Raw genomic sequence first — 21973 nt, 5'->3', positions numbered from 1 at the left:
GCTCCCTCGGGTGTCGCAATCATTGAATTTCTCCCATCGTGATCGGTGACCAACATTTCGGCGACCCCAGTTTGTGGGGATGACCCGACCGAGTCATGCGGCTGACTCAGTGTTCGATTTCGGTCGCAGTCGCACAACTACAAGCCCTGCAAGCGCGGCTATCAGGAGCAGCCATGGCGCAAGGTTTAGCGCCCCCAGGTCGCCTGTGAGTATGGAGTAGTTGGCAACTACGAGCGCGGCCACAGCAACGAGGGATACGGCAGCGATTGAAGCGATGAGCAATGTCCAGAGCAGACCGCCCGGCTCCTCTTTTCGACGGGAAAAGTAGACGACGACCGAAACTGAGGTCGCAGCCTGCAGCAGGATGATCCCGAGTGTAGCCAGTCCGAATGTGCTTGAAAGAACTGTGAGCAGTGGATCTGCGTTGCCGATTGCGAAGAGTGCAAGCAGCGTCACTGTCACCACTGTCACCGCAAGGCTGGCGACATGTGGTGAGTTCAGCCGGCGATGGATTTGACCCAGTTTCCGGTGAAGCATACCTTCGCGCGCTAGTGCAAACAGATACCGTGAAGCAGCGTTGTGGAGGGCGATAGTGGCTGCCAGTGCACTCGTAACCATTAGCCCTTGGACCGCCGTCGTGAGAACTGGATTAGTGAACTTCGCAAAGGCTCGGAAAACAAGGGTGCCAGGATTCTCGGCTGCCGCTGCGACGATCCCATCGGCACCGAAGGCGATGACTACACTCCACATTGCGATTGTGTAGAATATAGCGATGAAGATCACTGCGGAAATGAGGGCGCGACGAACCGTTCGCTGTCCATTGAGTGCCTCTTCACTGTAGATTCCGGCTGATTCGAATCCGAGAAATGATGCAAATGCGAACATCAAACCGATTCCCACCGACCCGCTGAGCACTGTTGGGGGCATAAACGACTCTGTGGTGATGCCCGAGCTACCGCCGTGCACGAGGACGCCGACAATCAATGCAATCAAGATGAGCACCTCTAAGGTGAGGAATACTGCCAGGACGCGGGCCCCCATGGATATCTCGCGATAGCCAACGATTGCGACGAGCAATAATGCAAATCCTGACCATGCGTACCACGGAATATCGATTCCGAGATTGTCCACGAAAAATACATTGGCGAAAAAACCGAATCCTGCGGCACTGCCCACGACCATCACGGTGTAAACGACGATAGCCACAAACGCTGCGGCCAACCCTGCCGTTGCCCCAAGGCCACGCCGTACGTAGACGTAGAACGCTCCCCCACCGCGGACATGCGGGCTCATCCGCACGAAACCCACCGAGAAGAGGACAAGGATTAGCCCTGCGATCAGGTAGGAGCTCGGCATGCCCGCACCGTTGCCTAGCAGGACTCCTAGCGCTCCGTTGCCTACAACCCCGGCCAGTGGGGCGGCGGCCGCGACGACGAGGAAGAATATGTCGATGGATCGCAGAGTGCGTCGAGGTGCAGAAGTCGAAGAAGGAATCATGCCATCCTCTCCGGTGATAGTTGCTGCAGGAGGCAAGGCCTCGCGTTGTGTCATGAATCTTCCTTAAAAAGTTTGCCCATGGTTAGTTGAGCGGTATAGGTATAACCAACGTAGTGACGTGGGACACGTGGGCGCTATCCACAATGCGCGTCGACTATCCACTAGGCGCAAGCGCACCGGTTCCATACAGGTGGAGCGGGCCTTCGCCCTGAGACTGCGTACGCGGATGCCTGGTTGGCAGGGATGCCTACGCCGCTGAATTCGAAACGCCGGTTTTGACCACCCGGGAGACAGTGGCCCCTACTGTCATGTTCTCGAGTGCGAACGCCAAGGGAAGTCGTGACTCAATGTGCATCGTCAGGCGGCGCAATCAATGTCGATCCCTCCGATCAGAACGGCTGCCCGTCCGGCGTGGCCCACTTCGGTAACCCCCGGCGGTGGCAATGGCGGTTCGCCTTTCCAACCAGGATATTGGCCCATCTTCAAAGGAGCGAGAAATGTCTATCACGTTGTCATGACGTGCGTCATACTTGTTTTACCTGGTCTCGCAGCCAGAGCCGAGTTCATGTCTGGCCGGCCTGGGCAGCGGCTCGGCACGAAAGAAGACCCCGAAAAAGAAGGTTGCGAGTGGGCAGGATTCTTGCACGCGATGTACTCAGGGGCCAGCCGACGGTTGCGACTTCGGATGTTAGCAACGCCCAGGAAACCATCGCTGAGCTTTTTGGTGATCACAGGCTCATGCCGCTTGGCTTCCGGCATTCCTTGGACATGAAACTGCGCTCGGTGCGCAGAGGTGGCGTGGGCATCGAATTCCTGGACTACGGAACCGAGGTCCAGATCGATGCGCAAGCCCTGGACGACTTCTTTCTAGTACAGATTCCACTGGCGGGCCACGCCCGCCTGCAGGTGCGTTCGTCCATTATCGAATCAACCCCTATGCTGGCAACAATCCCTCCACTGGAGCGTCCGTTCACCATGACTTGGGACCGCGGAGCCCCACATCTCATCGTGTATGTTCAGCGTCAAACTCTGGCCGGCGTGGCTGACCGGCTCTTCGGACTGGACAGCGGAAAAGATCTGGCTCTCGGACTCTCCATGGATCTGAAGGGAATTCAGGGTCGCGCCTTTTTGAGGTCAGTGGTAGAACTGCAGGATGAGATGGCAGCAGAGAATGCGGCGGCCCCCGACCATCTTCACCGGCTGCTGGCCGAAACGATGCTCTCCAGACTGCTCATGGCCACAATCAAGCCCCTCGGGCCAGCTCCAGGTGGAAATGCAGCTGACCGCGGACGGCTGACGCGGCGGTTCAACGAGCTTCTCGAACGTCATTCCACGGAAGAACTGTCAGTCTCCGATATCGCAGTTTCGCTCGGTGTCTCCATCCGGACCTTACAAGCGGTCGTGCGCTCCGAGCTTGGAATGACTCCGTCCGAGCTGCTACGGAGGTCTCGGCTGACACGCGCTCGGGAGTTGCTGCTGGCCGGGGAGCCAGGGAGAGAGACCGTGACCTCGATCGCCATCGAAGCCGGATTTTCACATCTGAGCCGTTTCTCATCCGCATACCTTCAAACCTTCGGGGAATTGCCCTCGGAAAGCCTTCACCGCTGAAGCGTAGGGCAAAAGCGAGGCAAAGAGCCGCGGCGTGACGTCGAAACCCCAGCCGACGCGTCAAGGCGGACAGCTTGTCCATCGTCCTCAGGAATTCCCCTTGAGATGTAAATCGTTGGCTGCGGTATGAAGTGCCGGCCATGCTCAGGGCAGCCGGAGGAGCGATCGTTAAAACGGCGTCGTTAGGACGCGGGGTTTGGGCATGACGGAGCGTCCGGCTCCACTGCCTGTAGTGTTCCGCGATGACCTCGTCACCCAGGTCTTCCCCGGCCGGCGAAGACCTGACCTGCAACCCCTGATCGAATCGACCAAGGACCATTTGTCCAGGCGGTAGCCCACGGTCAGTTCCGGTGCAGGTGAACGCGGCCGTTCCGGGCGTTGGCTGCGACTCCGGCAGGAACACCAATCAGTTTCCTTCGGGTCGTCCGGTTCTGGCTTTGGGTGTCGAACATCCTCGGCTATGCGGCGCCGGCGTGGAGGTTCGGATCCGGGAGGCCGAGCATCACTCGACGACCCTCTATGTTGGCGAGTCAAGCCACGAGCGTGTGGAGTTGGCGGTGGATTTCCCGTGGGCACTTTCCTTCCGCGGTGCGCCGCTCGATGTAGGCGCTGGTGGCGGGGTCTGTGAGGCTTCTGGTCCTGGCGACGACGTCCAGTGCGCGGTTGAGTTGCCGGTCACCGTAGCGGTTGAGCCGGCGCCTGTTCGTGTTACCAGAGGATGCCAGGATGGGGCTGGCGCCGGCGAGGACGCCGAAGGCTGCTCCCGAGCGGACCCTGCCGTGGTTCGACTACGAGGCGGGGATGATCGCCGCGGTCACCGGACCTACCCCTGAGATGCCCACGATTCCCGGGGCAAGCAACCACGGCAACTTGCAAGACGCGGACATAAGACATTCCCCGCATGGGAGGGGTTTGAGCTGCCGCGAGGATTTCGGACAGCGGAATTGGTGAATTCTTCTACGCTGCCAGTGCTGGCTGTTGATAACCATAGTGGACTTCGTTAGGCCGTCGGTAACCGAGTGCGGAGTGTCGGCGCCGACTATTGTAAAACCCCTCGATATAGCGGATAACGTCGCTGCGGGCCTGTGATTTCGTCGCGTAAACGGTCCGGTAAACACGCTCGTTCTTGAGCATCGAGAAGAAAGATTCCGCCATACTGTTATCCCAACTCACGCCCGTACGTCCCATCGATGAGCGCATCCCCAGGCCGGTCACCAAGGCCCGAAACCCGGCCGAGGTATACACGCTGCCGCGGTCGGAGTGCCAGATCGCGTCAGGCTCGATCAGGGTCGTTGCCGCGGCGTTCTTGAGGGCGTCGGCGACGAGTTCGGTGCGCATGTGATCGGCGATCGACCAGCCGACGACCTTCTTGGAGTAGCAGTCGATGACGGTGGCCAGGTAGATGAACCCTTGCCAGGTGTGGATGTAGGTGATGTCGCCGACGAACTTCACCCCTGGGCGAGTGGCGGTGAAGTCACGCTTGGCGAGGTCAGGCATGTTCGCCGCGGCCAAGGCGGCGGCCTCGGTCGTCACCCGGAAAGGCCGCGGCTGGCAGGCCACGAGACCCTCCTGGCGCAGGAGCTGCCGCGCAAGCTCGGGCGAACACTCAGTCTGTTCCGCCGCGAGGTCGGCGTGGATTCGACGATACCCGTAGGGTGCCTTCGGACTCCTCGAAATAGTGTTGGATCCGCGCTATCAGGGCCTTCCGGCGAGTGGCGGTCGCCGATTGCGGGCGCGTCAGCCAGTGGTAGAAACCGGAGGTGGAGACGCCTAACCAGCGGCACATCTTCACGACCGAATTCAGGTTGGCGGGCTCAGTTTTCTGGGAGTCGATGTATTCGTACTTGCTCACTACCGCTGCTCCCGCGCGAAGTAAGCGGCTGCTTTTTTGGCTCTCCTGACTTATCCGTGGGCTAATTTCGGCCCGGGAGCACCGGTTTGTGACCGCCGAGGCTGAGCATGGCCAGGGCGATGAGGGCCTCGGGTGATTTGAAGCCGAAGGCGATGCGGGTGATGAGTCTGATCTTGGTGTTCATGGATTCGATGCGTCCGTTGGAGAGCCCGTGCTCGATCGCTGCGAGGATGGATTCCCGGTGTTTGACGATGCTCTTTTGCAGTTTCACGAACGATGGAATGCGGCACCGGCGCGCCCAGGCAACCCATTTGTCGAGCGCTTCTCCGGCTTCGTCGTAGGGCAGTTTGAAGACCGTGCGCAGCCCTTCCTTGAGGTAGTACGCCCGGCCGAGTCCGGGGTCGGTCTGCACGATCCAGGCGAGCTTGGCCTGCTGCTTTTCGGTGAGGTTCTCCGGGTTCTTCCACAGCGCATAGCGCGAGTTCTTCACCCCGGCGGCAAGAGTGCTGTGGGGCCTGGCCGGGGCGTCTTTGGACGGGCGTCCCCGGCCTCGTTTGGCCTCTCCGGTCCGGGCCGCCCGGCGGGCGTCGTTCCACGCGCCCCGGCGGACCTCGTCGAGGGCTTCGGTGGCCCATTTGACGACGTGGAACGGGTCGGCACACCTGATGGCGGCGGGACACCGGGCGGCCACGACAGCGGCGATCCAGTCGGCGCCATCCGCGGAAACATGCGTGATCCCGGCGCACCGTTCTTCTCCGAGGGCATCGAAGAACGTGCCCAGGGTGGCCTTGTCCCGGCCAACGGCGGCCCAGACCAGCCTGCCGCTGTCATGGTCCACCACGACGGTCAGGTACTTGTGCCCGCGCTTGTAGGAGATCTCATCGATACCGATCCGGACCAGGTTGGCGAAGGGGTCGTAAGTGGCCGCCGTGTCCTCCCAGACCCGGGTGATGATCGCCCCGACGGTCCGCCAGGCAATGCGCATCAGCGCGGTGATCGCGGTCTTGGATGTCTGGGTGGCAAGCCAGGCGACCTGCGCATCGAAATGATGGGTGTGTCCGGCCTGATGCCTGGCCCACGGGACGGCGGCCACGGTGACGCCGTGTTCACGGCACCGGATCCTCGGGGCGTCGGCCTCCACCTGGACCTGGACCGTGCCGGCATCCAGGGAACGCCAGCGCCGGCGGCCGTGCCCCTGGTCGTATTTCGGACACCTGCGCCGGCAGATGCCGCAGCGGTTCCGGACCGATCCAGTCGGGCGGACCGAGGCGACCAGGACCCCGGCTTCGTCATCAAAATCGATGGCTTCGACGACTGTTTTCTCGACACCGAGCAGAGTTCGCCATAGTCTTGCATTTCGCACGCCGTTTTCCCGCTCTAATAGTTTCTGTTCCTTAGACAGTCAGAAACCTAGACAGGAAACGGCGTGCGGCCGTTAAGGCGCTCCGAAAACACCCACAGTTACGTCAGGAGAGCCGCTTTTTTCAGGAATAGAGTCTCCGCGCGCAGCTCCTGATTTTCCCTCTCGAGCTCCTTCAGGCGAGCCCGTTCCGGCACCGTCAGGTCCGACTCGGTGCCCCCGTTGGCCTCGCGGTATTTGTTCAGCCAGTTGCGGAGAGTCTCGGGGCCAACGCCGTATGAGGTGGCAACATCCTTGATTGGCTTGGACGTGTTGATCACCTCACGGCACAACTCGTCTTTGAACTCCTGGGTGAAACACCGGCGTGCTGCAGTCATGCTGATCTCTACTTTCAGTAGACCCCCATCTTAAGAGGGCCCACTGTCCGAGAACTCCGCGGCAGCTCAGGGCGGTGTGCCGCTGAAGTATCGGACGGCTCGGTGGCCCGCAGGGCTTCCAATTTTGTCCTCGTGTTGATTTCGGCGTAGCGGTTCGTTGTTGTCAGGTCGGCATGCCCGAGCCAGCCGCGGATGACGTTGATTTCGACTCCGGATTCAAGGAGATGCATGGCTGCGGTGTGGCGGAATACATGCGGGCTGACCGTGCGGTTAATGCCGGGATCGTCAAGGTGGCCGGCGAGGCGCCGCACGACCTTGTAGATGCCGAAGCGGGTGAGAGCTTCACCGGTTGTCGAGCAGAAGACCGGGGCGTTTGCTGCCGCTGGTTCCCCTGATGAGTCAAGCAGGGCGGTGAGTAGTTTCGCTGTCTGGTCCCATAGTGGGCAGGTTCTCCATTTGCCTCCCTTGCCGTGGAGCCGGACGAGGAAGGGCTCGATGAGCTGCAGGTTTCCGGCCCGGAGTTCTGCGACCTCCTGTGCCCGGGCTCCGGTGTTGTAGAGGAACAGGATCAGGGCGTGGTCTCGCTGGGCGAGGCGGCCGGCGTGTGGCAGGTGCCGCAGCAGTGCCTGCATCTCGTCGCGTTCCAGGAAGTGCGTCTCTGCAGGTGCTGCCCGTTTTATGGGGATGGCGGCAACCCGTTGGCAGGTTTCGAGCATCGTCGGTTCCCGGGTGGCGATGTATTCGAAAAGGGTGTGCAGGGCGGCCAGGCGTTGGTTGCGGGTCCGCACGTGGTTGTGACGGTCGCTTTCGAGGTAGCGCAGGAAGCCAAGGATGTGATCGAAGCTCAGGTCCTCGAGCGTGAGTCTGGTGATCTTGGTTCCCTTTTGCCGGGCCACAAAGCACAGCAGCAGCCGGATGGTGTCGCTATAGCTGCGCACTGAAGCAGGGCGGAGGCCCTTGACGGTGACGAGGTGGTCTATGAAGAAGGAGTGGATCAGCGGCCCGAGCTGTTGTGTTCCGGTCATGGCGTCGTCTCCAACCATGCAGGTTCGGCATAGGCTTCGAACCGATGGCTTGCCTCGGAGAGGAGTTCCGGGGTGATGGTCAGGTAGACGGCGGTCGAGGATGGGTTCACACGGCCCATAAACGTTGAGAGCTGGAAGAGTTTCGCCGAGGGATCCAAGCCTTCCCGGTACCAGCGCAGCAGGCAGCCCACGGCGAAGGAATGACGCAGGCAGTGCAAGCGGGGCGCCGTCGTGCCCTCAGGAACAGGGAACGCCAGGCCGGCGGAGAGGCGGCTGAACGTTTCGCTCACACCGCACGGGTTGACGCAGCGCCGGCCGTCGAAAGTGAACAGCGGCGCACCCGGTTCGGCGCGACCTTCCTCGCGTCGGCGGCCGAGTTGGAGGGCCAGCAGCTCCCCGATGCGCGGTCCGAAGGGGACCAGGCGGCTCTTGCCGAACTTGCCACCACGGACAATGAGGAGCTGCCTGCCGGTATCAATGTCCTCCAGGTGCAGGCCGCAGGCCTCCCCGACCCTGAGCCCGAGTCCGTAGCACAGGGCGAAGATGGCATGGTAGGTCGGGCCGCGGCCGGTGGCCCGGGAATAGTCGGGAAGGGCAGCTGCCGCCTCGAGCAGCTGGCGGGCCTGGGACGGATCGAACAGGAAGGGCAGTCGCCGGTCCGTGTCCCGGCGCCGGGTTCCATGCCATTGAGATGTATCCAGGCGTTGCTGGCCGACAGCCCAGTCAAGGAAACTTCCGAGTACTCCAATGAGGTGGTTGAAACTGCGGGCCCGGTGCCTTGGCCTGGAGGCAACAAATTCATCAAGCAGCCCCGGGGTGAGGTCAGCCAGGTCGGACACCGTGTGCTGTTCGGCGAAGCCAAGGAGCAAGTGAAGTGTCGCTTCCTCGCTCAGGTATTTCCGGCCCAGTGCCCGCTTGTAGGCCAGGAAGTCCGCCACGGCGGCAGCAAGGTTCCCGCTCATCCCAGCACCGCCTCCCCGTCACCCAGGGCGACGTCGCGCAGCGCCTCGACGGCGACCTTGGCATAGACCTCGGTGGAACGTGCAGAGCGGTGCCCGACGAAGTCACCGATGGTCTTCAGGGCGAAGTTCGCATCAACGAGGCGCTGCACCGCCGTGTGGCGCAACGTGTGCGAACCCGGCCGGGGCACGTCGATGCCCGCCTTGAGCAGATAGAGGCGGGCGCAGGACGAAACCGCGGCGGCGCTAATCGGCTGGCGGGGAGCCAGGGCACGAAAGAACACGTGCCGATCACTGGTTGTTGGGCGCCCATGCTGAAGGTAGTCAACGAGAGCCTCGCCGACCACGGCAGAAAGAGGAAATGCCGTGGAGTGGCCGGCCTTGCGCTCGGGGACCGCCAAACGCTCATGCTTCCAGTCGATGTCATCAAGGGTCAACGCAGCGACTTCCCGGCCACGCAGCCCATAAGTGACCAGCAACAGCAGAATGGCATAGTCGCGCCTGCCCGCATCGGTCCGGCGGTCAACACTGGCCAACACCCGATTGACGTCGGCCCAGGAAATGGAGCGGGGAATGTCCGATAGCCGATAGACCTGGGGCCATCCGACGGCAGAGCTCAGGTCTCTGGAAAGGATGCCCTGACGGTGGGCATAACGCAGGAAAACCTTCAACGAACCCGCTTCATCACGCACCGTAGTCTTGGCCAGACCGGCGCCAGCGCGCTCCACGACGAAGGCACTGAGGATCGCCGGGGAGATCTCCCGAATCGACTCCACGCCGACCTTCCGCAGGTAGGTTTCGAATTGGTCGAGGTGGATGCGGTAGCCCCGCACCGTAAACGGACGGAGGCCTCGCTCCTGGACCAGATAGTCGAAGAAGCCCGGGACAGTGTCGGCGAACGGATGAAGATCACGCTTCCGCCCGGTCGGCTCGTACCCGGCCAGGACAACCGCGAGCATGTGCTCCACAGGGCCCCGAACTTCGATGGCCATCGAACGAGTCGAACGTGTATTCTCATCGTGAAGTGCAACCCGGTGTTCGACGAACGCGTCCACGTGCTCGGGCAACTGACCAATACTGGTGGCACCCCGGGCGCTGGCAAATTCGCCGAAAGCGAAGATGACCGGGACCCGAGACCAGATGTACCTGTCCTTGTACTGGTGCGCGGCCAGCCAATCAACGTAGGTCTCGATTTCCGCGCCTATCCATGAACGCCGGAGCCGATCGACCGTGGACGGCTTGACGAAATACTCCTCCAACATGGCAACTTCCTTTCTCATCGAAGAGACTGATGCTTCTATATTCGTCAAGCAGGGATCGTGGCCACCACGTCAGTGAAATGTTCTGTGAGAGGGGTCGAAGGGACCAGTTGCTTTGACTGGCAGGGCCCGCGAGGTCTAGGTGCGGCCTGAAGTTCTCGTCGATTGTAGGAAGTAGCTCGTTCCGTCTAGGGTGTTTTGCGTGGAGCACTTTTTCTTGACGCGCACGCGTCTCTGAGGAACGACCGCCCGCCGTCCAACACGCTGACTGGCGTGAGGACTACGCCAGGACTATCCCCACGCTGCACGCCCCTGATGCCGGCAAGTTTGTGGACGTGGGCGAAGTTGAGGGCGCCATAGCGGGATTCGTCAGTTGGCAGATAGACGCAGCCCGGGAGCATGGCGAGATCAGCATCCTTGCCGTGGCACCAGGGCACCGGCGCGCCCACGTGGGCCGCCGGCTATGTGAGCATGCCATGGCCAGGATGAAGGACCTAGGGGCCCGAATCGTTGAGATCGGTACCGGAGGGGATCCGTTCCACGGCCCGGCCCGCAAGCTCTATGAGAGCCTTGGCTGTGCGCAGATACCTGTTGCCGTCTACTTCAAGGAGCTATGAAAGCCGGTCCGGGAACGGGCTGCTGGCCATTCCCAGACCAGCCAGGGAAAGACTTACCCAAGTAGCCACCATCGCCCCAGCCAAACGTTATGTGCCATGGAACACCGGCTTAGAGCGAGAAGCACGCGCCGGTGCCCACCGCACGGCCTGCGGGCCACATAACCCCGCAGGCCACAGAACACAGATAACGAGAAAACGGTCACCGTTTCCCATGTCGCCGGGGTCCCGGTCCGCAACCAGCAGACGGTCGACTTCGCCCGCCATTACGGCGTCACGGTGCTGACCTGCCAGCAGGCGGATCCCGCGTCCAAGGGCGGGGTGGAGGCCTCGGTGAAGATCGCCAAAGCCGACATCGTGCCCAAGGAAATCAACCTTCGCGCCGAATATGCCTCCTTCGCCGAGATCGAAGCGGCCTGCCAGGCGTTCATGGACGACGTCAATCATCGTGAGCACCGTGCCACCCGACGCAAACCCGCCGTGATGCTGGCAGAGGAAGCGCCGCGGTTGCACCGGATCCCGGACACCGCTCACACGGTCGCGTTCGGCCTCTCCCGGTCCGTCCCGGAGAACACGCCGATGGTCACGTTCGAGAACGGCCAGTACTCCGTCCCGGCGTATCTGCTCGGCGCGAAGGTGTTCGTCCGATCCCACGGCGCCGGGCCCGACGAGCAGGTCATCGTGGTCCACCACGGCAGCAAAGGACCGGTGGAAGTCGCCCGACACCCGCGGGCCCGGCCCGGCAGCCCGGCGATCAACGACGCGCATTTCCCGGACCACCGGCCCAGGATCCCGGGCGATTACATGGCGAAAGCCAGGACGGCCGCGGAAGCGGAGTTCCTCGCGATCGGGGACGGCGCCCGGACCTGGCTGCTCGAAGCCGCCGCGGCGGGCACGGCCCGGATGAACGTGAAGATGGCCGAAGCGGTCGCCCTGGCCAAGATCGCAGGCCAGGCCGATGTCGACCATGCACTGGGAACCGCGGCCATCCATGGCCGCTTCGCGAACAAGGACCTCGCCTCGATCCTCACCGCCGCCCTGACCCGCACCACGACCCATGCCGCCGGGGAAACCCGGTCCCTCACCCAAGGCACGGCCGGGTGGGCCGCCATCGGCCGCCCGCCCGCAACCGCCGGCGTTCTGGAGGAAAGCGCGTGAGTCCCGTCCCGGGCACCGCACCCGTGCTGGCGCCGGAGCTGGAGGCGCTGATGCGGCAGCTGAAGATGCCCCATGCACGGGCTCTGGCCCCGGAACTGATCGCGACCGCCCGCGCCCAGCGTTGGGAACCGGCCGAGGTCATCAAAGCCCTCTTCGTCGAGGAAGTCGCCGGCCGGTCCCGGTCCATGCTCGCCACCCGGCGCAAAGCCGCGGGCTTCCCGACCGGGAAAACCTTCGACACCTGGGACCCTGCCGCTTCCTCGATCCCCGCCCCGACACAGCAGGCACTGCGGACGCTGGAATGGATCGGACGGAAGGAGAACGTCGTGATCTGCGGCCCATCCGGCACAGGCAAAACGTTCTTCCTCGAGGCCCTCGGGCAGCAGGCCGTCGAGGCCGGCATGCGGGTCGCCTGGTTCCGCCTCGAGGACCTCGGCGCTCTCATGCGCGCCCACCGCTCCGATGACAGCGTAACCAAAGTCGTGGCCCGGATCCTACGCGCAGATTTGGTGGTGGTCGATGACATAGGCCTCTTGCCGGTGGGCACCGACGCGGCCGAGGGGCTCTACCGCCTCGTCGACGCTGCCTATGAGAAACGGTCCATCGCGGTGTCCTCAAATTTGCATCCCGCCGGCTTTGACGAGCTCATGCCTAAAACCCTCGCCACGGCAACCGTCGACCGGCTGCTCCACCACGCCCACCTCTGCCAGACCTCAGGAGATTCAATCCGCCTCAGCCAGGCCCTGGCCGGAAAAGGAGTCACACCAATGAACTAAACCCAAACCCCAACATGGCCAACGCCGCCAAACACATGGTGGGCAGATCTGGTGGCCATGAGTGGGCAGTTTTCATGGCCACCAGCTTGAGTTCTAGCGATCGTTGCAACACCCCCGAATAATCGGGAGTTGCAACACCCATGGGATCACCATCGAAAAGTAGTCCTTCCTTAAGGAAAAAATCTCCTCTACCGAAAGAACCGGGGTCGAGAGCCGGGGCGCAGGGGAAGCGTTCCCAGCAGTCCCATACCCGTGCGCAAAGACAGGATTTCCTTTCTGCCGTTGAGCGGTTGGGAAGTGTTGCCGCGGCGGCCAAGGAGCTCGGCATTAACCGGAGCACCTGCCAGAAGTGGGCGAACGCTGAAGGGATCAGGCCGCAGCGCCAGTACACCCAGGCGGATAAGGACCACTTCTATGCCGTCTTGGACCGGGCCGGCACCATCACCGCGGCGGCCCAGGAGCTGGGATTGAACATCAGCACCGCGCATAACTGGGCCGGCAAGGTTAATCCTGCTGGGAGAAAACCACGGGCCACGAGAACTGTGAATGCTGATCCGGCGCGGCGCCACCCACCGTCGGTGATTGAGGAGTTCCTGGGCCTGCTGCGGGAAGTCGGCAGCGTCAGCGTTGCCGCCAGAGAACTCGGCCTGAACTACTCCACCTGCTCCAACTGGGCCAAAGCCGCCGGTCTGGTCTCCGTCAGTCCGCGACGGCCATCGGCGAAGCAGCTTCACTACCTGCGCTTGCGCCAAGAAGGAGCCGGCCGGAGGGACGCAGCCCTCGCAGTCGGTGCAAGCAAACCGAGCTCCTACAACTGGGACCGGCAACAGACTGCAAAGGACACGGCCGCGGCCCAAGGTCATGCCGCGGATCTGCCGTATAAACAGGAAGTGACAACTACATTCGCGGAACCTTCGGCCCCTGCAGCGGCACCGGAGTTGACAGCGCCGGTGGCTGAGCCGGCACCCGCGGTGGCGTTGGAAGCGCTGGAGCAGTCCGTCAGCGCCCGCTACCTGTCCCTGTCCGAGCGGGAGAGGATCGCGGACCTGCGGTCCCAAGGAACCTCAATGCAGGCGATCGGCAGGGCGCTGGGCCGGTCCGTGGGCACCATTAGCCGGGAGATCAAACGCAACAGCCACCCGGTGCTGGGTTACCGGCCTTACGGTGCTCACCGGGCGGCCACTGCGGCCCGGGCACGGCCGAAGGACAGTAAGCTGGCAGAACCCGGGGAACTACACGACTACGTGAAAACCAAGCTCCTCACACGCTGGTCCCCACAACAGATTTCCAAGCTCCTGATCAAGGAATTCCCCGATGACGAGCAGATGCGCGTGAGCCCCGAAACGATATACCAGGCCCTCTACTTTCAGGCCCGCGGTGGACTCAAACGCGAGGTCAAAGAAGCCCTGCGCACCGGCCGGACCCGCCGCAAGCAGCACAGGAACCCCGAAGAACGCACCAACCGTTTCCGTGACCCGATGATCAACATTTCCGAACGCCCCGCCGAGGTCGAAGACCGCGCCGTCCCGGGGCATTGGGAGGGGGATTTAGTGACCGGAGCTTACAACCAGTCCGCGATCGCAACGCTGGTTGAACGCACCACGCGATACGTGATGTTGGTGCACCTGCCGGTGGACCACACCGCCGAATCAGTCCGCGACGGGCTGATCAAGACCATGTCCACCCTACCGGCGCACCTGCGCGGATCCCTCACTTGGGACCAAGGCGCCGAAATGGCCAAACATAAGGCTTTCAGCATCGCCACCGACATGGACGTCTACTTCTGCGACCCCGCCAGCCCCTGGCAACGCGGATCCAACGAGAACACCAACGGGCTGCTACGCCAATACTTCCCCAAAGGCGCAGACCTGAACGCCTACGGGCCCGAGGACCTCGAGCACGTCGCCCAAGAACTCAACGCCCGACCACGCAAAACGCTCGACTGGGACACCCCAGCCGAGCGCCTACGTGATTTACTGATAGCCAGCTAAGCACGGGTGTTGCAACGACCCCTGGAATTCAAGCAGCGGGCATTTCTGCTGGCCGCCCATGGGCACAAACTATTGGCCATTGACAGCCGGCCGTTGCGGCCGTGAAACTGTTGCTTTTCGTACTTGCAGCACCTCACATGGGGGCGGCGTCTTTGTCTCCTGCAAGGCCCCTTCAACCGGACTCCCTTGGACGCAATGCCAACTGGACGCTGGGCCGTAGACTTTCCGGTCTTGTCGAGGGCAGCGAGTCCGCCTGCGTGTGCTTGAGGCTCCTCCTCATCCCGTCTCCCCAGCCATTTGGAGTACTGTTCGACCATGACGACATCTGGGCCGGAATCCAGTACTCCACGGCCCAACGTCAGGGTGACGACGAGCCGTGTCAGGTCGGAAGGCGACGACCTGTACTTCGAAGTGCGAGGTCACGGGCCGGCGCTTTTGTTGATCCCAGGAGCCGGCGGAGACGCCGACGTGTATGCCGCCGTCGCGGACCTCCTCTCAGATGAATTCAAGGTCATCACCTACGACCGCCGTGCGAACGCCCGCAGTACTTCCAATAGTCCCCAGAATTTCGAGATCAGCCAGCAAAGCCGGGATGCGGTAGCAGTCATCCATGCCGCCGGCGAGCAAGCGGCCTTCATCTTCGGGAGCAGCAGCGGAGATGTAATTGCCCTCGATGCGGCGAGGACCCAACCCCATGCCGTGCGGGCCGCCGTCGCTCACGAGCCGCCGTGCGCGAGGGTATCCCCGAACGCTGCCAAGTGGCAGCGTTTCTTCGCCAACGTATATAGAACGGCCCACCATTTCGGCTCTTCGCTGGCAGGGCTTCGTTTCATCTTCGGAATTCAGGTTCCCGTGAGGAAGCTTGTCAAAGGACACACCCAGGCCGTGGAGTACGCCCGCGGCCGTAGAGAGTTCCGGCAACACGAGGATCGCATCAGTTCGCTCGACACGAACAATGTCCTGATGAAGCTCGAACTCCTGCCGGTCACGAACTATCTCCCGGATGTTCAACTGATTCGCCGCAACGGGGTGACCATCATTGTGGCCGTGGGCAAGTGGGCCCAGGACCGGCAGACCTGACTTAGTGAGGTTTCACGCATCTTGGCAGAGCGGCTGGGCTGTGAATTGGTGACATTTCCCGGCCACCACGGCTCGTACACAGACATGCCCCACGAATGGGCGGCAGCCCTGCGCAGGGTCTTGCGTAAAGCCGGCGGAACAGAGCAAAACCGCCAACTGACCAAATGACAGCCTGCTCAGGCGTATCCGTGCCTTGGACCACCGCGCTGGCGCTCGGGGCTCGGCCGGGCACGGGAAAGCACCCACTCGGCAACCTGCTTGCTCCGGCGTCCGTGCCGGGTGCTGCCAACGACCACCCCGATGTTCACCATTGAAACCACTCCCCTCCGATGCCCCCTGCAAGGCCAAGGATAATGCCGGCATGAGTGGAGGTGCTGCGCATCCCGGTGGAATCTACGCCATTCAGGCCCGTGATCCATTGTGGAAGGGGTGCTTATCCGCTGCTGCGCCGGTCTGTGGGTTTCCTCCGGCCGGATCCATTGCAAGTCATCTGAACGGCTATCGGGGAAGGCGCTCGACCGAAAGTGGCAATCCCTCTGTCACTATCCCCTCTCTCGGCGAACACCCGCGAAGGTCCGCGGAGACGTAGCATCAAGGTACGTTAGCCAGGAGTGTGGCGCAATGTTTGAGCGATTTACCGACCGTGCCCGTCGTGCAGTTGTGCTTGCCCAGAAGAGGCGCGCATGCTGAACCACAATTACATCGGTACCGAGCATATCCTCTTGGGTCTGATCCAGGAGGGTGAGGGCGTTGCCGCCAAAGCTCTTGAGTCCTTGGGTATTTCGCTCGACGGTGTCCGCGAGCAGGTGCAGGAGATTCTCGGCCCGGGCCAACCGTCCCCGGCCGGCCACATCCCCTTCACTCCGCGCGCCAAGAAGGTGCTGGAGCTCGCACTCCGTGAAGCCCTGCAACTGGGCCACAACTACATCGGCACGGAGCACATCCTGCTCGGCCTCGTCCATGAGGGTGAGGGCGTGGCCGCCCAGGTGCTGGTGAAGCTCGGCGGGGACCTGAAAGGTGTCCGCCAGCAGGTGATCCAGCTGCTGTCCGGCTACCAGCGTGAAACCGCCGGCCCCGGCCCCGGCCCCGGCCCCGGCGCCGGCCAGGACCAGGCTGAAGCTGAGCTGCCGCGGAGATCTCGGACAGTGGGCCCTCTTAAAATGGGGGTCTACCGAAAGTAGAGATCAGCATGACCGCATCACGCAAGCGATTTACCCAGGAGTTCAAGGACGAGCTGTGCCGCGAGGTGATCAACACGTCCAAGCCGATCAAGGACGTGGCCACCGCGTACGGTGTCGGCCCCGAGACGCTCCGCAATTGGCTGGTCAAGTACCGCGAGGCGAACGGCGGCACGGAGGTGGATCTGACGGTTTCGGAACGGGCACGGCTGAAGGAGCTCGAGCGTGAAGTTCAAGAGCTGCGGGCGGAGACTGCCTTCCTGAAAAAAGCCAGCGCTTACTTCGCGCGGGAGCAGCGGTAGTGAGCAAGTATGAATTCATCGATTCCCAAAAAGCTGAGCCCGCCAATCTCAATTCGGTCGTGAAAATGTGCCGCTGGTTGGCCGTCTCGACGTCCGGTTTCTATCACTGGGCCACACGCCCGCAATCGGCCACGGCGGCCCGCCGTCAGGGCCTGACCGCGCGGATCCAGCACTTCTTCGAGGAGTCCGAGGGCACCTACGGCTACCGGCGCATCCATGCCGATCTCGCCGCGGAACAGACCGAGTGCTCGCCCGAGCTGGTGCGGCAAATCATGCGCTGCCAGGGCCTGGTGGCCTGTCAGCCACGCCCGTTCCGCGTCACCACCGAGGCTGACGCTGAGGCTGCCGCGGGCATGCCGGACCTGGTCAACCGGAACTTCACCGCCGACCGGCCCGGGGTGAAGTTCGTCGGCGACATCACCTACATCCACACCTGGCAAGGATTCGTCTACCTCGCCACCGCCATCGACTGCTACTCGAAGAAGGTCGTCGGCTGGTCCATCGCTGATCACATGCGCACCGAGCTCGTCGCCGATGCGCTCAAGAACGCCGCCGCCACGACCCGGATCGAGCCTGACGCGATCTGGCATTCCGATCGGGGCAGCGTCTACACCTCAACCGATTTCAGGGCCCTGGTGACAGGTCTGGGCATGCGCTCCTCAATGGGACGCACCGGCGTGTGCTGGGACAACAGCATGGCCGAATCGTTCTTCTCAGCCCTGAAAAACGAGCGTGTGTACCGGACCGTGTACGCGACGAAATCACAAGCCCGGAGCGATCTCATCCGCTACATCGAGGGGTTTTACAACAGCCGGCGCCGTCACTCCGCGCTCGGTTACCGTCGGCCCAACGAAGTCCACTATGGTTATCAACAGCCAGCCCTGGCAGCGTAGAAGAATCCACTAATTCCGCTGTCCGAAATACCCGCAGCAGCTCAAGCGGCTCCCGCCGGATCCGTTGTCCTGGACCAGTTCGGCCGCAACCTGACCCAGGCCGCGCGCGAGAACAAGCTGGACCCGGTCATCGGACGCGAACAGGAAATGGAACGCGTCATGCAGGTCCTGTCGCGGCGCACCAAGAACAACCCTGTCCTGATCGGCGAGCCCGGCGTCGGCAAGACCGCCGTCGTCGAGGGCCTCGCCCAGGCGATCGTCCGGGGCGATGTCCCGGAGACTCTCAGGGACAAGCAGATCTACACCCTGGACCTGGGTTCCGTGGTGGCAGGCTCCCGGTACCGTGGTGACTTCGAAGAGCGGCTGAAGAAGGTCCTCAAGGAGATCCGCACCCGCGGGGACATCATCTTGTTCATCGACGAAATCCACACCCTGGTCGGTGCCGGTGCCGCCGAAGGCGCCATCGATGCCGCTTCCATCCTGAAGCCGTTACTGGCCCGCGGTGAGCTCCAGACCATCGGTGCCACCACGCTGGATGAATACCGCAAGCACATCGAAAAGGACGCCGCCCTGGAGCGCCGCTTCCAGCCGATCCAGGTTCAGGAACCCGCCGTGGCCCACACCATCGAAATTCTCAAGGGCCTGCGCGACCGCTACGAGGCGCACCACCGCGTCACCATCACCGACGGCGCGCTGGTCGCCGCCGCGAAGCTCTCGGAGCGATACATTTCGGACCGCTTCCTGCCGGACAAGGCGATCGACCTCATCGACGAAGCCGGTGCACGGCTGCGCATCCGCCGCATGACCGCTCCGCCTGAGCTCAAGGCTATGGCTGAGACGATCGCCAACGTCCGGACGGAAAAGGAGTCCGCGATTGACGCGCAGGACTACGAGGCGGCCGCGTCGCTGCGCGACAAGCAGCAGAAACTCATCGCCGAACGGGCAGAGAAGGAACGCCGCTGGAAGTCCGGCGGCATGGATGACATCTCCGAGGTTGACGAGGAACTGATCGCCGAGGTGCTGGCGAACTCCACCGGCATCCCGGTGTTCAAGCTGACCGAGGAGGAATCCTCGCGTCTGCTGAAGATGGAAGACGAGATGCATAGGCGCATCGTCGGACAGGACGAAGCGATTAGGTCGGTTTCGCGGGCTATCCGCCGCACCCGTGCCGGCCTGAAGGACCCCAAGCGTCCCGGCGGCTCGTTCATCTTTGCCGGCCCCACCGGTGTCGGCAAGACCGAGCTCGCCAAGGCCCTCGCCGAGTTCCTGTTCGGCGAAGAAGACACGCTGATCACCCTGGACATGTCCGAATACTCCGAGAAGCACACGGTTTCGCGCCTCTTCGGTGCCCCTCCGGGCTACGTCGGGTACGACGAGGGCGGGCAGCTAACCGAAAAGGTCCGGCGCCGTCCGTTCTCCGTGGTCCTGTTCGACGAGGTTGAGAAGGCCCACGCCGACCTGTTCAACTCACTGCTGCAGATCCTCGAAGACGGCCATCTGACGGATAGCCACGGCCGGGTGGTGGACTTCAAGAACACCGTGATCATCATGACCACCAACCTCGGAACCAAGGACATCTCCAAAAGCGTAGCCACCGGCTTCCAGTCCGGCACGGACACGCAGACCGGCTACAACCGGATGCGCGCCCGCGTTACCGAAGAGCTCAAGCAGCACTTCCGCCCCGAGTTCCTCAACCGCGTAGACGACGTCATCGTCTTCCCCCAGCTGACCCGGAACGAGATCATCCAGATCGTAAACCTGATGATCGGCCTCCTGCAGCAGCGCCTGACAGACAAGGACATCGGCATCGAACTCACCACCGCGGCCAAGGAACTCCTCGCCACCCGCGGCTACGACCCCGCCATGGGTGCCCGCCCGCTGCGCCGCACCATCCAGCACGAAATCGAAAACCAGCTCTCCGAGAAGATCCTCTACGGCGAAATCCACCAAGGCGACAACGTTGTCGTGGATGTGGACGGCGCCGGCGACGACGCGAAGTTCACCTTCACAGCAAACACCAAACCCCGGATCCCGGGCGCACTGCCCGCACCAAGCTGAACCAACCACACAGAACATGCGTTTGGTTGTGGATAAGCATTTTCCACACCTGTGGATATATCGAGTTCATACTCTGGCTAGCTTCTCGGTGAGGGACCTCTCACGGCTCACTCTTCGGTTTGCCGGGAGTGTCTCATTTTCTTGGAACCGGGAAACCCTGGGCGGGCCACTCTCCGCGGGTCCAAATCCCCGAAAGGCGCAGAGCAATGATGCGGTCGTAGAGTGCTTCATTGCTCTGCGCCCGGGCTCGATTCGTGGACGGGCCAGCGGGACTTAAGGACCCTAGACCTACGCCAGCGGCATCCCTGCCCGCTCGAACTGGCGGACGAAGAAGCTCGTGTCGAGTTGCGTCTGTGGAACTCGGAAGTGGCTGCCCGGGAACGCGAGCAGTGTCTTCTCCGTGGATCCGAAGGCGTCGAAGATCTCCAGCCCTGACGCTCGGTCGATCTCGGGGTCGTCCAAGGGCATGAGGAACTCGATCGGGATGCTGACCTCGCGTGCCGCCGAGAGCAGGGCGTCGTAAACGAAGACTCCACCGAAGATCGCGGCCCGGATGCGCGCGTCGGCTGCCGCCAGAGGGATGCCGATTGTGGTCGCGAGCGTCATTCCCATGTAGCCTATCGGCGCGTCTGTCCCGACTTCCGGCAACGCCTGAAGGGCGTCAATAGTGGCCTGCCATTCTGGTACGGTCCGATCTGCGAGGGACCCGTTGTACGCGGTAATACTGGGGGCCAACGACTCGCCAGCCGCACGTGCCCGCAGCATCTCGTCGACCCAGCGTTGATCCCGGTCCGTCCGTGAGCGGTCGCCGTGCCCTTGCACGTCGATCGCCGCCGCGTGGAAACCGTGCTCGGCGGCCATCGCCCGGGCGCGGGCGACCAAGCCGGGAGCGCGCTTGTTGAGCCCGCCGCCGTGCCCCATGAGCATCAGGGGTGCGCCAGAAGCAGGCGACTCCGGAGACCAGAGAACGCCGGGGATGTCGCCGAGAGTGAAGGAGCGGTCGACGACTCCGTCAAACGTCGACTCCGCAGTAAAGAGAAATTTGTGCATGATCGCAGCTTTCTAGAAGGGAATACAGCACTCCCCGGCGACGGCTACGTCAGTCGCACGATCGTGAATTCTAGGGGAGCGCCCAAAGTGGACAAAGCGTTCATTGGGTGCTCACCTCCTCGCATAGCGTCACGACCTTCGACGTTTATAGTGCACCCCCCGTCGTCATTTGCGCAAGATTTCGCGTTGACTCCCTAGGGTGTCTCACTTCCTTGGAACTGGGATACGCTCCGCTTGTCGCAGTAAGACCGGCCGAAGTTCGGGAACCACACGAAGTATTTCACGTAACCCGTAGAGCCCAACTGACGCGCATTTTCGTCGCAGTGCAGGAAATAGTAAGCGAGTTAGTTGGGCTTGCGACGACCTCAATCAGCCGCTCCTTGGAACTGGGCACTTTCGGCTGCGTCACTCCCGGCTTTGCTCAACATACGGCAACTCCCCTGGCCCTTTGGAAGCAACGGTCCGGGTCAGGGAAGGGGCTCCTGGAGAAGCCAGTGCATGGCCTCATTGCGGGAGGTGAAAAACCGAGTTGGACACGGGAGGGTCCGCCGCGCCATAGCGAAGTTAGCAATGACACGATTGACCGGGCTTGAGCCAAGCAGGGCAATCCGTGAAGCAGCGCACCGGACGCTGAAGACGGACTTGGCCCGGCGGGTCACCTCTTGTGTGTTCGTTATGTCGATCAACATCGGATACTCGGCACCATCGGCAACCTCATTGACCGTTGCCATCGCCGCATGTACATCATCGGCCACCAGAATAGTCCCTGGGTTCCACACAAGGTGAAGAACTCCCTCAGCATCGAGTTCCACGGTGCCCTTGCCGCTTCCAACACTTATTTGATTCATCTTTTGCTCCCCCAGCATCTTGTGTAGCTAAGACTAGCTGCCTGCTTGGAGGTGCGGAGGAGTCAAGGCGGAGCCTCATCGCCGATAA

General features: G+C 62.4%; 14 protein-coding genes and 5 pseudogenes. 9 read left to right on the top strand and 10 right to left on the bottom strand.

Features of this window, described 5'->3' with window-relative positions:
• Positions 1-93 precede the first annotated feature (93 nt).
• The gene (locus tag FCN77_RS09715; RefSeq protein ID WP_137322107.1) at positions 94-1551 is read right to left on the bottom strand and encodes an APC family permease; all 1458 of its coding nucleotides are present in this window, start codon (positions 1549-1551) and stop codon (positions 94-96) included.
• 573 nt (positions 1552-2124) lie between these two features.
• Here FCN77_RS09715 and FCN77_RS09710 point away from each other — a divergent pair.
• Positions 2125-3105 carry an AraC family transcriptional regulator gene (locus FCN77_RS09710; protein WP_137322106.1) on the top strand — a complete coding sequence of 327 codons (981 nt, stop codon included), beginning with the start codon at positions 2125-2127 and terminating at the stop codon, positions 3103-3105.
• Positions 3106-3635: 530 nt separating this feature from the next.
• Here FCN77_RS09710 and FCN77_RS27630 read toward each other — a convergent pair.
• The 7 genes and pseudogenes from FCN77_RS27630 to FCN77_RS09675 form a co-directional block, all read right to left on the bottom strand.
• Positions 3636-3830, bottom strand: a complete 195-nt coding sequence (locus FCN77_RS27630; protein ID WP_368074338.1) for a hypothetical protein — start codon at positions 3828-3830, stop codon at positions 3636-3638.
• Positions 3831-4062: 232 nt separating this feature from the next.
• Positions 4063-4996, bottom strand: a pseudogene (locus tag FCN77_RS09700) (IS3 family transposase); the annotation flags it as partial.
• A 22-nt stretch (positions 4997-5018) separates the two neighbouring features.
• Positions 5019-6320 carry an ISL3 family transposase gene (locus FCN77_RS09695; protein WP_137322105.1) on the bottom strand — a complete coding sequence of 434 codons (1302 nt, stop codon included), beginning with the start codon at positions 6318-6320 and terminating at the stop codon, positions 5019-5021.
• 113 nt (positions 6321-6433) lie between these two features.
• Positions 6434-6694 (bottom strand): annotated as a pseudogene (locus tag FCN77_RS09690) (transposase); the annotation flags it as partial.
• A 14-nt stretch (positions 6695-6708) separates the two neighbouring features.
• Positions 6709-7719, bottom strand: a complete 1011-nt coding sequence (locus FCN77_RS09685) for a tyrosine-type recombinase/integrase (protein WP_137322104.1) — start codon at positions 7717-7719, stop codon at positions 6709-6711.
• On the bottom strand, positions 7716-8681 hold the full coding sequence (locus FCN77_RS09680) for a tyrosine-type recombinase/integrase (protein WP_137322103.1): 966 nt from the start codon (positions 8679-8681) through the stop codon (positions 7716-7718). Before FCN77_RS09680 ends, FCN77_RS09685 begins: the two co-directional genes overlap by 4 nt.
• Positions 8678-9940 carry a site-specific integrase gene (locus tag FCN77_RS09675; RefSeq protein WP_137322102.1) on the bottom strand — a complete coding sequence of 421 codons (1263 nt, stop codon included), beginning with the start codon at positions 9938-9940 and terminating at the stop codon, positions 8678-8680. Before FCN77_RS09675 ends, FCN77_RS09680 begins: the two co-directional genes overlap by 4 nt.
• 290 nt (positions 9941-10230) lie before the next feature.
• On the opposite strand from FCN77_RS09675, the gene FCN77_RS09670 reads away from it, so the two are divergent.
• The 8 genes and pseudogenes from FCN77_RS09670 to FCN77_RS09630 form a co-directional block, all read left to right on the top strand.
• Positions 10231-10554, top strand: a complete 324-nt coding sequence (locus tag FCN77_RS09670; protein ID WP_137322101.1) for an N-acetyltransferase — start codon at positions 10231-10233, stop codon at positions 10552-10554.
• Positions 10555-10734: 180 nt separating this feature from the next.
• A pseudogene (locus FCN77_RS09665) lies at positions 10735-11709 on the top strand (IS21 family transposase); the annotation flags it as partial.
• Positions 11706-12485, top strand: a complete 780-nt coding sequence (gene istB / locus FCN77_RS09660) for an IS21-like element helper ATPase IstB (protein ID WP_302647292.1) — start codon at positions 11706-11708, stop codon at positions 12483-12485. The pseudogene FCN77_RS09665 and the gene istB, both read left to right, overlap by 4 nt.
• 938 nt (positions 12486-13423) lie before the next feature.
• Positions 13424-14476 carry an IS30 family transposase gene (locus FCN77_RS09655; protein ID WP_217496303.1) on the top strand — a complete coding sequence of 351 codons (1053 nt, stop codon included), beginning with the start codon at positions 13424-13426 and terminating at the stop codon, positions 14474-14476.
• Between the two features lie 315 nt (positions 14477-14791).
• On the top strand, positions 14792-15556 hold the full coding sequence (locus FCN77_RS09650) for an alpha/beta fold hydrolase (RefSeq protein WP_137322100.1): 765 nt from the start codon (positions 14792-14794) through the stop codon (positions 15554-15556).
• Between the two features lie 621 nt (positions 15557-16177).
• Positions 16178-16614 (top strand): annotated as a pseudogene (locus FCN77_RS09640) (Clp protease N-terminal domain-containing protein); the annotation flags it as partial.
• A gap of 131 nt (positions 16615-16745) precedes the next feature.
• A protein-coding gene (locus FCN77_RS09635) for an IS3 family transposase (protein ID WP_137322099.1) occupies positions 16746-17929 on the top strand; the annotation gives its coding sequence in 2 pieces (ribosomal slippage) (positions 16746-17007 and positions 17007-17929; 1185 coding nt in all).
• Between the two features lie 51 nt (positions 17930-17980).
• Positions 17981-19987, top strand: a pseudogene (locus FCN77_RS09630) (ATP-dependent Clp protease ATP-binding subunit); the annotation flags it as partial.
• A 288-nt stretch (positions 19988-20275) separates the two neighbouring features.
• Here FCN77_RS09630 and FCN77_RS09625 read toward each other — a convergent pair.
• Positions 20276-21037, bottom strand: a complete 762-nt coding sequence (locus FCN77_RS09625; RefSeq protein ID WP_137322098.1) for an alpha/beta hydrolase — start codon at positions 21035-21037, stop codon at positions 20276-20278.
• A 467-nt stretch (positions 21038-21504) separates the two neighbouring features.
• Positions 21505-21885 (bottom strand): STAS/SEC14 domain-containing protein, encoded by a 381-nt coding sequence (locus FCN77_RS09620; RefSeq protein WP_137322097.1) that lies wholly within the window; start codon positions 21883-21885, stop codon positions 21505-21507.
• Positions 21886-21973 lie beyond the last annotated feature (88 nt).

The organism is Arthrobacter sp. 24S4-2 (assembly GCF_005280255.1).
Lineage (GTDB): Bacteria > Actinomycetota > Actinomycetes > Actinomycetales > Micrococcaceae > Arthrobacter.
The sequence above is the reverse complement of the archived record's forward strand: the minus strand, read 5'-3'. Positions and strand labels throughout refer to the sequence as shown.